Annotated in this window: 11 protein-coding genes and 1 pseudogene; all 12 read right to left on the bottom strand. The window is 59.0% G+C overall.

All coding sequences use genetic code 11. From position 1 onward, the window contains the following. Positions 1-75: 75 nt before the first annotated feature. On the bottom strand, positions 76-567 hold the full coding sequence (gene ilvN, locus CKA81_RS01785) for an acetolactate synthase small subunit (protein WP_128353767.1): 492 nt from the start codon (positions 565-567) through the stop codon (positions 76-78). A gap of 15 nt (positions 568-582) precedes the next feature. After that, complete coding sequence (locus CKA81_RS01780; protein ID WP_128353766.1) at positions 583-2,304, bottom strand: acetolactate synthase 3 catalytic subunit; 1,722 nt, start codon at positions 2,302-2,304, stop codon at positions 583-585. A 308-nt stretch (positions 2,305-2,612) separates the two neighbouring features. Further along, entirely contained in the window at positions 2,613-3,338 is a 726-nt protein-coding gene (locus CKA81_RS01775; protein WP_128353765.1) for a TetR/AcrR family transcriptional regulator, read from the bottom strand. A gap of 44 nt (positions 3,339-3,382) precedes the next feature. Next, the gene (locus CKA81_RS01770; protein ID WP_128353764.1) at positions 3,383-4,084 is read right to left on the bottom strand and encodes an ABC transporter ATP-binding protein; all 702 of its coding nucleotides are present in this window, start codon (positions 4,082-4,084) and stop codon (positions 3,383-3,385) included. Further along, positions 4,081-4,851, bottom strand: coding sequence for an ABC transporter ATP-binding protein (locus CKA81_RS01765; RefSeq protein ID WP_128353763.1), 771 nt, complete (start codon positions 4,849-4,851; stop codon positions 4,081-4,083). Before CKA81_RS01765 ends, CKA81_RS01770 begins: the two co-directional genes overlap by 4 nt. Then, entirely contained in the window at positions 4,848-5,792 is a 945-nt protein-coding gene (locus CKA81_RS01760) for a branched-chain amino acid ABC transporter permease (RefSeq protein ID WP_128353762.1), read from the bottom strand. The genes CKA81_RS01765 and CKA81_RS01760 overlap by 4 nt, the downstream gene beginning before the upstream one ends. Then, positions 5,789-6,661, bottom strand: coding sequence for a branched-chain amino acid ABC transporter permease (locus tag CKA81_RS01755; protein ID WP_128353761.1), 873 nt, complete (start codon positions 6,659-6,661; stop codon positions 5,789-5,791). The genes CKA81_RS01760 and CKA81_RS01755 overlap by 4 nt, the downstream gene beginning before the upstream one ends. Positions 6,662-6,738: 77 nt before the next feature. Next, positions 6,739-7,959 carry an ABC transporter substrate-binding protein gene (locus CKA81_RS01750; RefSeq protein ID WP_128353760.1) on the bottom strand — a complete coding sequence of 407 codons (1,221 nt, stop codon included), beginning with the start codon at positions 7,957-7,959 and terminating at the stop codon, positions 6,739-6,741. A 115-nt stretch (positions 7,960-8,074) separates the two neighbouring features. Beyond that, positions 8,075-9,705, bottom strand: a pseudogene (locus CKA81_RS01745) (AMP-binding protein). A gap of 9 nt (positions 9,706-9,714) precedes the next feature. After that, entirely contained in the window at positions 9,715-10,080 is a 366-nt protein-coding gene (locus CKA81_RS01740) for a DUF6285 domain-containing protein (protein ID WP_128353759.1), read from the bottom strand. Beyond that, positions 10,077-11,102, bottom strand: a complete 1,026-nt coding sequence (locus CKA81_RS01735; RefSeq protein ID WP_128353758.1) for a phosphotransferase family protein — start codon at positions 11,100-11,102, stop codon at positions 10,077-10,079. The genes CKA81_RS01740 and CKA81_RS01735 overlap by 4 nt, the downstream gene beginning before the upstream one ends. A 4-nt stretch (positions 11,103-11,106) precedes the next feature. Then, positions 11,107-12,303: an acyl-CoA dehydrogenase family protein gene (locus tag CKA81_RS01730; protein WP_128353757.1), complete on the bottom strand. Its 1,197-nt coding sequence runs from the start codon at positions 12,301-12,303 to the stop codon at positions 11,107-11,109. Positions 12,304-12,311: the final 8 nt, after the last annotated feature.

The following is a 12,311-nucleotide window of genomic DNA, read 5'->3' as shown; positions in this document are numbered from 1 at the left end:
GGTGCTCCAACGGGCGATTCAATATCTATGGTTGAGTTTGGCCGGCATACAGCAGCCTGGCCGGTGAATAATAAATTAAAGTTTCAGGACGCGTTCGCCGCGCCCGATACCGGATACCCCGGTACGTACGGTTTCGAGTATGGAGGTGCGATCAAGTGCGCCGATGAAGGCTTCGATTTTTTCCTGCACACCCGTGAGCTCGATGGTGTAGACCTTGTCCGTGACGTCGATGATGCGGCCACGAAAGATGTCGGCCATGCGTTTCATCTCGTCGCGTTCCTTGCCCACCGCCCTGACCTTGATCAGCATCAGCTCGCGCTCGATATGCGGACCTTCGGAAAGGTCGACCACCTTGACCACATCGACCAGGCGATTCAAGTGCTTGGTGATTTGTTCGACGATTTCGTCAGAGCCATTGGTGACGATGGTCATGCGCGACAAGGTCGGGTCTTCGGTAGGCGCCACCGTCAAGGTTTCGATGTTGTAGCCGCGGGCCGAAAAAAGGCCCACGACGCGCGACAAGGCACCGGGTTCGTTTTCCAGGAGGATAGAAATCACGTGTTTCATTTTTTTGTTCTCTCCTTACAGGTCTTCGGAACCGAGCAGCATTTCGGTCAGACCGCGGCCGGCTTTCACCATCGGCCAGACGTTTTCGGTCTGATCGGTGATGAAGTCCATGAAGACCAGACGGTCCTTGTATTTGGTGAATGCTTCGCGGATGGCGGGCTCGACATCCGCCGGCTTGTCGATCCGCATGCCGACGTGGCCATAGCTTTCGACCAGCTTGACGAAGTCAGGCAAAGCGTCGACATAAGACTCGGAATAACGTGAACCGTAATCGATCTGCTGCCACTGGCGCACCATGCCCAGATACCGATTATTCAGGCACAACACCTTGGGCGTCAGTCGATACTGGCTGCAGGTGGAGAGCTCTTGAATATTCATCTGAATGGAGGCCTCGCCCGTAATGACGGCGATGTCGCTGTCGGGATTGGCCATCTGCACGCCCATGGCGTAGGGCAGGCCCACGCCCATCGTCCCCAGACCGCCAGAGTTGATCCAGCGGCGCGGCTCGTTGAAGCCGTAATACTGGGCAGCCCACATTTGATGCTGTCCGACGTCGGACGTCACGAAGGCGTTGCCACCCGTGACCTCCCACAGCTTTTGGACCACATACTGCGGCTTGATCAGGGTGTCGGATGGTTCGTAAACCAGGCACTGCTTGCCGCGCCAGGTATTGATCTGCTCCCACCACTTGGCCAGCGGCGCCTTGTCGAGCGGCTTTTCGGCGATGGCTTGTGCATACAAGGCAATGAGTTCTTGCAGGACGTCCTTGACGTTGCCCACGATCGGTACATCGACCCGCACGCGCTTGGAGATCGACGACGGGTCGATATCGATATGCACGATTTTGCGTGGCGTTTGTGCAAAGTGCTTGGTGTTGCCGATGACGCGGTCATCAAAGCGTGCGCCCACGGCGATCAGGACGTCTGAGTTCTGCATCGCCATATTGGCTTCGTAGGTGCCATGCATACCCGGCATGCCCACGAATTTATCGTCGCTGGCGGGGAATGCGCCCAGGCCCATCAAGGTATTGGTGCAAGGCGCGCCGGTCAGTTGCACCAGCTTGCGCAGTTCTTCAGAAGCGTCGGACAACACCACACCGCCGCCCGAATAAATCATGGGGCGCTCTGCGGCCAGCAGCATCTGCACGGCTTTCTTGATTTGTCCCAAGTGACCCTTGACGACCGGCGCATAGGAGCGCATCTTGACTTCGCCGCGTGGCGGCGTGTATTTGCAAGTGGCGACCGTAATGTCTTTGGGGATGTCGACCAGCACCGGGCCTGGACGGCCTGTTTTGGCGATATAAAAAGCCCGCCGCATGGTTTCGGCGAGATCCTTCACATCGCGCACCAGGAAGTTGTGCTTGACGCAGGGCCGGGTAATACCGACCGTGTCGCATTCCTGGAAGGCGTCTTCGCCGATGGCGTGGCTGGGTACCTGCCCGCTGATGATGACCAGCGGTATGGAGTCCATATAGGCGGTGGCGATGCCGGTGACGGCATTGGTCAGCCCCGGTCCGCTGGTGACGAGTGCCACGCCGACCTTATCGGACGAACGCGAATAGGCATCGGCCGCGTGCACGGCAGCTTGCTCGTGACGCACCAATATGTGCTGAAAATTATCTTGCTTGTAGATTGCGTCGTAAATGTACAGTACCGCGCCGCCGGGATAACCAAACACGTGGTTAACACCCTCTTCGGCAAGGCAACGCACGACGATATCGGCGCCATTGAGTTCCATGTTTTATTCCTTTCGTAACCGGCACTGGTATCCCGACCGGGCCCTTCAGCCCAGAGCTTGACCGGTAACCGACAACATGACCTGACGCTTTATGGTTCACGGAACCATGCCACCCAGACACCTTGCCGATCCGACTGCACTCATCGAAACACAGCGCTAGCGTTCACATGAACGCGGGAGGTAGAAACGGAAGCTTTGACGACACGCTTGTGGCGCGGCCAAATGCAAATTTGACTACAGGCGCAAAAAACCGGGCGGATAGCCCGGCGGACAGAGCCTTGCATGACCCATTCGGGATACTGGATGAATCAACCTGATAATGTAGCGCGATAATGCGACGCAGGCAAATCAGCGGATAAATAGCAGTCCAGCACCTGCCCGATAAACTCGGCGTATTCAGTGGCGCTGACGCACTGGTTGCTATATTTGCGGCGCTTCAAATACCAATCCTGCATCATGGCCTTGCACAGCGACGCGAGCAAACGGGCGTTGATCCTGCGGAACACACCGGCGCCCATCCCGGCCTCGATAATGGCGCAAAGCATGTTCTCGACTTCAAGCTCGATGGCAATCGCTTCCTTCTTGTGCTTGTCGGGCAGCGCCTTGGTTTCCATGAACGAAAAATAGAACCAGGGCTGCATAAGCTCGCTAAGGTATACATGCGCCTTGACAGCGGCCAGCAGTTTGTCGCGAGAGTCGGCAATGCCTTCCGTATACGCCAGCATGGTGCGCCGGGTAAGCAGGAAGCCGTGGCTTTGTATCAGGTACAGCAAGTCGTCCTTGCTGCGGATGTAAGCATAAAGCCCGCCTATGCTAAAGCCCGTGTCGGCGCACAGGTCGCGCAGCGACATCGCGTGGAAACCCCGCGTGGCCGCCAGCCGCAGGGTCGAGTCGATGATGCGCACCAGGTTCCTTACCGCAACCTGCTCGTTCTTGATGCGTATTAGCTGCCGGTTCTGGGTATAGAGTTCGCGGCAAATTTCCAGCTTCGACAAACTCAGGTCGACCTTGAACGATTCAAAGTCCGCGATCATTTAAGCCTCCGGCTGGTTCGTGTCGCGGCAAGTGTACGGGATAGTTAGACCGACAAGTAGCGATGCTGGGTTTCAGTATCGTTGATGAGCTCTTCACTGCTCGCCTCATGAACAACCATGCCCTTTTCCAGTATGTAGGCCCGGCGTGCATGCTTCAAGGCAAAGTGCACGCTTTGATCGGTAAAGAGGATGGTTGTTGTTTTGGCCAGCGCATCGATCAAAGACCCGATCTGCTTGACGATGACTGGCGCCAGGCCCTCGTTCGGTTCGTCCAGCAACAACAATAGCGGTTCACTCATCAGCGATCGGGCTACCGCCAGCACTTGCTGCTGCCCGCCCGATAATGTGGCACCGTCCTGATCCGCCAGCTCGGCCAGCATGGGGTACTCGTCGAAAATGCGCGCCACCGTCCACTGGCGTGAACTGCCGGGGCGTTGATACTGGGCGACCTCCAGGTTTTCGCGCACGCTCAGGCCCGGAAATATGCGCCTGTCTTCGGGCACCAGCCCCACGCCTTGCCGGGCAATGCGATAGGCAGGCGCCCCCGTGACATCTTGGCCCCGAAACACGACACGACCCGAACGAGGTGCAGACAGGCCTATGATGCTGCGCAAAGTGGTGCTTTTACCCGCGCCGTTGCGGCCCAGCAGGCAAACGGTTTCGCCTTCATGCAGCTTCAGCGATACGCCTTGCAAGGCATGGCTCTCGCCATAGTAGGTATGGATGTTATCGACTTCCAGGATCACGATGCGATCTCCTCTTCGGTGTCGCCCAGGTAGGCCCGGCGTACCTCCGGGTGCGCCCTGACTTCTTGCGGCTCGCCCAACACCAGGGTTTGCCCCCGATGCATGACCAGAATGCGGTCGGCCACATCGAACACGACGCTCATGTCATGTTCGGTGATCAGGAAGGTGTAGTCGCCTGTGGCCGCCAGCGATTTCACCAATGAAGTGACCCGATGCGTTTCATCGGGGGTCATGCCGGCGGTGGGCTCGTCCAGTAGTACAAGGTGCGGGCGTGTGGCCAGCACGACGGCGATCTCGACCAGCCGCTTGTCGCCATAGCTGATCACGCCGGCGCGCTTCTCGGACAGCGACGTCATGGCCAGCCTGTTGAGCAATTCGTCGGCCTCTTCCTGCACACCGCGGTTGCGCGATGCGACGTTGAGCCAACGCCGGCCCTCGTGCCGATAGGCCGTTACGGCGACCTCGACGTTCTCACGCACGGTCATCTCGTCGAAAATATTATTGATCTGAAACGAGCGCGAGACGCCCAGGCGGCTGATACGGTGCGGCGGCAAGCCGGTGATGTCGCGACCCTCGAACACGATGCTGCCTTCGGTGGGTATCATGCGTCCGGACAGCATGTTGTAGAACGTCGTCTTGCCCGCACCATTGGGACCAATAATGGCCAGCGTTTCTTTGGGGTACACATCCAGCGACACGCCGGACACGGCTGCTACACCGCCAAAGCGCTTGGTCAGATTGCTGACCTGCAATATGGGTTGTGTCATTTTCGCTCCAGCCACCAGTCAAGGAAAGTGCCCAGCAAACCGCGGCGGAAAAACATCACCATCAGCGCCAGGATAATGCCCAGCACCAGCATCCAGGCTTGCGTCACGCTGGTGATCCAGGTTTCCAGCAGCACAAACATGGCCGCGCCGAAGAAGGGCCCAAGAAAGTAGCCGGTGCCACCCAATATGGACATCAATATGGGTTCGGCCGACATGGACCAGTGCACAAGCTCGGGGCTGGCAATACGCAGGAATGGCGCCATCAAGCCACCCGCCAGGCCGGCAAAGGCGCCGGCTATGGTAAAGGCGGCCAGGCGGTAACTGCGCACGTTCAACCCGCAGAAGGCCACACGCTCTGGATTCTGGCGTATGGCACGCAAGATCAGTCCAAATGACGAGCGGCAGATCAGGTACAGCAGCGCTGTGGCGCCCAGCACCACGACCAGCACGACATGGTAGTAGACAGCGGGATTGCCCAGCGTGACATCAATGCCCAAGCCCAGGGACTTGACCGTAAAACCGGCGATGCCATCGCTGCCGTTGGTTACCGAGCGCCATTGATGGACGACGGCGTAGACCATCATGCCAAAGGCCAGCGTCAGCATCGAGAAATACACCTCATTGAGGCGCACGCTGAAAAAGCCGATGACCAGCGCAAGCACAGCACCAGCCACCACGGCAACCAGCAGGCAGGCCAGCAAAGGCCATTGCAGATCTTGCAGCAAGAGCGCCGTTGCATAGGCGCCTATGCCAAAGAAAGCCGCATGGCCAAAGCTGAGCATGCCCGTGTAGCCGAAGATCAAATTGAAGCTGGCAGCAAACAAGCCAAGAATGAGGATTTCGGTAGCGATGAAGATATAGAAGAAAGGCGCTATCCAGGGCAAGGCAATGAGCAGTGCAATGAGAACCGCCAGAATCAGGAGCGTAGCGTTGCGCTTCATAGAGACGCTCCTTTGCCCATCAGCCCATGAGGCTTGAGCAGCAATACGATGGCCATGCCGACAAACGGCAGCACCAGATTGATTTCAGGCAGGAAACGCCCGCCCACGCCGTAGATCAGGCCCAGAACCAACGCGCCCAGCAGCGCGCCAGGGAAGCTTCCCAGACCGCCAATCACCACAATAATGAAACTTTCGATAATCACCTTGTCGCCCATGCCGGGATCGATTGCACGCATGGGGGCGGCCACAACCCCGCCCACCGCGGCAAGCCAGGCGCCGAACGCAAACGCGCCAGTAATGACCAGCTTGGTATTGATGCACAGCACTTGCGCCATATCGCGGTCCAGCGCGGCGGCCCGCATGATCTTGCCCACGCGCGTGCGGTTGAACAGCAGCCACAGAGCACATACGATCACCAGGCCCACACCGACTACAAACAGGCTGTAGAGCGGATAGGTGATGCCGCCTGGCAGTTGCACCGTGCCTTTGAGCAGATCGGGGGGATCGACCACGTGTATGCCAGTGCCCCAGATCATGCGCACCGACTCGTTCAGGATCAGCAACAGCGCAAAGGTAAGCAGCAAACTGTCGGAGATTTCGCGCTGATAGATAAAGCGCAGCATGATCCGATCGATCAGCACGGCAATGGCCGCCACGATCAGGGGTGCGACGATCAGTGTCAGCCAGAATGGCAAACCCCAAAGGCTCATGCACGAGTACGCAAGATAAGCGCCCAGCATGTACAAGGCGCCGTGTGCGAAATTGATGACGTTAAGCACGCCGAAGATAATATTCAGCCCGACAGCAATAACGAATAACAACAGGCCGATATCCAGACTATTAAGCAAAGCCAGTGCCAAACTGCTCATGAAGCCCCCGTCTTTTTAAGGATTCCCCGGCCGCCCGGCCGGGGAACAACGCTAGCGGCGCTGCGCGCCCCGATCGGCTACAGCTTGCAGGCAGGGTCTACCGGCGGCGTGATTTCGGCCCCATCAAAGTTCTGCACGTCGGTCAGCGAGCGGATCTTGTCCTGGGTGTTCATGGGACCGGTGCGCCCCCAGGTAGGCCCGATAAGCGCCTGGTTGTCTCCTTTGCGGAAGGTCAGCGTGCCGGTGGGCGTCTCCAGGCTTAGCCCCGAGAGTGCTTGCGCGACGGCTTCACCATCGGTCTTGCCGGCCTTCTCGACAGCCGCCTTATAGGCATAGACAGCCACGTAGGCGCCCTCGGCGTTATAGCTGGGCGGCGTGCCGTAGTTCTTTTGATAGGACTGGACAAACTTCTTGTTCAAGTCATTATCGTGAGAACCGTACCAATACCGTGTGCCCAGCCATACCCCTTCGGGGATTTGTTCACCCAAGGCGGTCAGCACCTCGGTTGCCGCACCCACGGTCAACAAGACCTCGAAGCCTTGATCGAAGAAGCCGCGGTTATTGGCTTGCCGCACGAAGTTGACCAAGTCCCCACCCCAGAGCGAGATGAGAACACCGTCCGGCTTGCGCTCCATGACGCCATTGATGAAGGGCGTGAAGTCTTCAGCGCCGAAACGCGGGAACGAGGGTTCGGCCATGAGTTCGGCATCGGGCATTTTCTCTTTTAGATACTTGCCGAAGAACTCCCAGGATTGGTGGCCGAAGGCATAGTCGGGGCCTATGGTGGTCCACTTCTTGGCGCCCGTCTTGGCGGCGACGGCAGCCGCCCCGGACATATTTTGATGAACGTTGACGCTGACCCGATAGGTAAACGCATTGCACAGCTTGCCTGTTACATCGGGCGTGGCCGCATGCGTGATGATGAAGGGCTTGCCGAGCTCTGGCAGTACCGGCACCAGTCCCTGCGCAACGCCGGAACTATCCAGCCCCATCAGTACGTCGGCCTTGTCCTGGTAAACCAGCTTGCGCGCTGCCTGAATCGCGACAGCAGCCTTGCCCTGCCCGTCCTCGAATTGAGTCGTAAGCTGGCGCCCCAGCACGCCGCCGCCGGCATTGATTTCGTCTACGGCAAGCTGCATGCCCTGTTGGGCGAACTTGCCGTAGGTGGCGGCGCTGCCGGACATGATGTAGATGGCCCCGATCTTGATCGGGTCTTCAGCGGCCTGTGCGGGTGTCAGCGCGAATGCGCCGGTCAGCGCCAGGGCCAATAGCGGTCGTTTGGCAAAAAACTTGAACATGCAATGTCTCCTGAAGTAGTTATGCTGCGTTCTGGATATCGTTTGCTTCTACTACACCAGCATGGGCTTGCTGAATGAAACCATCACCTCCTTTTTCAGCGGCGTTCGATAGGACCTATAGAACCTCGTGCGATCGCAATTGGTCGCGCAGAAGGTTCTTGCGGATTTTTCCGGTGGATGTCTTGGGCAGCTCGCCAAATACGATGCGCCGTGGCACCTTGTAGGCGGCCATATTGGCTCGGCAGAATGCGATGAGCTCGGGCTCGGTAAGCCCTGCGCCATCGTCGCGCAGCGCAATAAAGGCACAAGGCGTCTCGCCCCATTTTTCGTCAGCCATGGCCACCACAGCGGCCTCAAGCACCTTGGGATGGCGGTAGAGGACCTCTTCGACCTCCTGGCTGGAGATGTTCTCGCCACCCGAGATAATGATGTCTTTGGCGCGGTCCTTGACCTCGGCATAGCCGTCTGGATGCATGACGGCCAGGTCGCCGGTATGAAACCAGCCGTCCCGGAAAGCCTCTTGCGTGGCGGCGGGGTTCTTCAGATAACCCTTCATGAGCGTATTGCCGCGCATCAATAACTCGCCCATGGCCTGGCCGTCGGGGGAAGCAAACTGCCATCATCCATGGACCCGACCGCCACCTCGTCGATGGCTAGCAAACCTACCCCTTGCCGTGCCATCTTGCGAGCGAGGTCGTCCCCGGACAGCGACTGCCACTCTGGTTGCCAGACACATAATGTAGAGGGACCGTAGGATTCGGTCAGGCCATACAGATGTGTAATGGCGAAGCCCACTTGTTGCGCCCGCGCGATGACCGGACTGGGTGGCGCTGCGCCGCCCAAGGCAAATTGCACAGGCGTGGACAAGGTATGGCCCTGGTTGTGAAAGTCGTTGAGCAGCATGTTGAGCACCACCGGTGCGCCGCACATGTGGGTAACACCGCAGTGCTGTATGCGTTCCAGAACAGCATTGGCCTGCACCTTGCGCAAGCACACATGAGTGCCACCTATGGCTGTGATGGCCCAGGTATACGCCCACCCATTGCAATGGAACATGGGTAGCGTCCACAAATACACCGTGTCGGCCGTCATGTTGAAGGCCATGGCGTTGCTAAGCGCGGCAAGGTAGGCGCCACGATGGTGATACACCACACCCTTGGGATTGCCGGTTGTGCCCGAGGTGTAATTCAGTGCGATGGCATCCCACTCGTCATCGACTTTGCGCCAGGTGTATGCCGGATCGCCTGCGGCCATCATGGCTTCGTAGGACAACGACGCCAGCCCTTGCGAGGCACCGGCCGTGCGCGCGATGGCCACCAGCAAAGGTGGGGCCTGCATCGAGGCGGTAGCCTGGCGCACCAAGGCTTCGAACTCTGTGTCGTACATCAGCACGCGGGCCTCGCCATGCTGCAGTATGAAGCGCAGCGTATCGACGTCAAGCCGCGTATTCAAGGCATTGAGCACGGCGCCTGTCATGGCGACGGAGTAATGGCTTTCAAGCAGCTCGTGCGTGTTGAAACACAATACCGATATGGTGTCGCCGGCCTTGATGCCCATCGTGTCCAGCGCAGAAGCCATGCGCCGGCAGCGTTCGTAAAGCTGGCTGTAGGTGAGCGACATATCGTCATCGACAACGGCAAGCTTGTCTGGAAAGACAAAGGCTGAACGCTGCAGAAAGCTTAGGGGCGTCAGGCTGGAATAATTGGCTGGATTCTTGTCCAGGCCCACTTGATACTGATTGACCATGACATCCCCCTAATGATCGAAGTACTTGGGATTGGAGACTTGCAGGCGCATGCGCGTGGTCTCAAGCAATAGCTGATGCAAGCGGCCTTGATGCGCCTGACTGATTTTCCGTTGGCGGATAAGCTGCGCGAGCCCGCTTTCGTCTGCCGCTGGAGGCTCAGCCAAGTCGATCTCTTGATAGAAAGCCTGGATGGCATCGGAAGCCCGATAACCCGGGTTGCAAGCGGATTGGAGCTCACGGCCCGCGATGGCCATGGCATTGGCGATCATGAGGGCGGTATAGGCATGGTTGGCAGGCAACGATGGCAACAGTGTGTCGAGCAAGGCGCGGCGGGCCACTGCCAGCAATTCAGCGCCCTCTGGTTGATCAATCATGCCGCCTCCATGTACTGGATTTGATCCAGGATGTCGAATTCGATCTCGGGCAGCAGGCGGCCAGTTAAGGCAAGCTCTAGCGAGGTTTCCTGGCCGGACAGGTGTCGCTGCGCCTGTTGCAGGGCAATGATCGCCCAACGGGTCATGCCCATGATTTCCCAGTAGAGCACTTTTTCCGGTGCTATCTTGCGGCCGGCGACGGCTTCGTATGCCTGGAAAAGGTCCTCCTTGCGCCCCACGCCGCCCACCGGATTGCGGCGCGCACCGAATCGCCAGCTGCGACTGCATAGCCAACCCAGATCTTCGTAAGGATCGCTCCAGCCGGAGAATTCCCAGTCCAGGATACCGCTGATCCGCCCTTCGTGGACCATGTAGTTACCCGTACGGTAATCGCCGTGGCACAGCACCACATCGTGGCTGGCCGGCGCCTGATCCTCCAGCCAGTTCAGGGACCATTCGAGCGTCGGATGAGCATCAGAGATGGCATCCAGTGCGGACCGATACTGCGCGACTCTGGCCAAGGCCGGCGAGACCGTCGGAGCGGCAAGAAAGGGCAGCTTGTCGTGAGGTGGGCGCACTTTATGCAGACAGGCCAGTTCTCGGCCCAGTTGCTGCGTTAGCGCTTGCGCTTGCTGCGGCTTCAAGGCACCGCGAACGAGCTCACGCCCCGATGCCGTGCCCGGCACACGCCGCATGACGCTGAACGCCTGGCCAATTAAGGACAGGTCGGCACAAAACCATAAGGGCTCGGGCACACTGACTCCGGCCGCATACGCCACCTGCATGACACGGAACTCGTGGTCGCGCGTAAGGCTGATCGCCACTTGAGAAGGTGAGTCGCTGCGGACCACCAACGCCAGGCGGCCGGGCAGACTGCCACCTACACACTGCACCGTAAGTGCGTAGTTGCTTTGGATGGCGCCGCCAGACAGGCGGGTAAACTCGAGCACCTGGACTTGCCCGGCGCCCGTTCGTTCTTGAACGTAGCGGCCCAGCACCCGGCTGATGTCGTCCGCTTGCACTGGCTTACCCCCACTTCCAGAACGAACCGCCTTCCTTCAGCAGGCTGCGGGACAGCACCATCTTGTGGACTTCCGATGCGCCGTCCACTAGCCGGGCCTGGCGCGCATAGCGGTATATCCATTCGAGCGGCGTGTCTTTGGAGTAACCCCGGGCTCCGCATAACTGGATGGCGGTGTCGACCGCCTGATGCAAGGTGTCGGCCACGGCGACCTTGGCCATGGAGACCTCTTTGCGGGCAAAGTCGCCCTGATCCAGACGATACGCGGCGTGCATGGTCAGCAAACGTCCGACCTGTATGCTCATGGCGGCCTCCCCCAACAGCCACTGAACGCCTTCGCGCTCGGCAAGCTTCAGGCCGAAAGATTCCCGCTCGGACACATAGGCCGAGGCGACCTCCAGCGAGCGCTTGGCCAGCCCCAGCCAGCGCATGCAATGGGTCAGCCGTGCCGGCCCCAGGCGAATCTGCGTAAGCTTCAGGCCATCACCCACTTCCATCAAGCGGTTTTCGTCGGGAATCACCATGTCGGTAAAGCGCAGTTCGCAGTGCCCGCCATGCTCTTCCGGCCCCATGATGGGTATGCGCCGGACGATTTCCCAACCGGGGTCGTCTTTATGAAACAGGAAAGCGCTAAGCCCCTTGCGAGCGTCGTCGGAAGTGCGCGCAATAAGAATAAAGTGCGATGCCGCGCCAGCACCGGTAATAAAGTGCTTGGTGCCGTTGACAACCCAATGGTCGCCGCGGCGCTCTGCGGTGGTTCGCATCATGGACGGATCGGACCCCGAACCGGGCGCGGGCTCAGTCATGGCAAACGATGAACGCACTTCGCCATCAATGATGGGCTGCAGCCAGCGCTGCTTTTGCTCGGGCGTTGCTACCTTGTTCAATACCATCATGTTGCCGTCGTCGGGCGCGGCCGAATTGAACACGACCGGCCCGAAAATGGAACGGTTCATTTCTTCGTAGCACGCCGCCATTTCCATCATGTTCAGGCCCTGCCCGCCGCGCTCTTGCGGCATCTGCAATGACCAGAGTCCTGAGGCTTTTGCCTTGGCGCGCATGGCATGCAAGCTGGCCTCGCTGATGTTTTCATGTTCGTCATAGGCATCTGGCAGACGCTCGAGCGGAATAAGCTCGGTATCGACGAAGGCCTGTATGCGACTGCGCAATGATTCTCCACGCGGCGACAAGGTGAAATCCATGTTGTGGC

Source organism: Pollutimonas thiosulfatoxidans, assembly GCF_004022565.1.
Classification (GTDB): domain Bacteria; phylum Pseudomonadota; class Gammaproteobacteria; order Burkholderiales; family Burkholderiaceae_B; genus Pusillimonas_D; species Pusillimonas_D thiosulfatoxidans.
The sequence above is the reverse complement of the archived record's forward strand: the minus strand, read 5'-3'. Positions and strand labels throughout refer to the sequence as shown.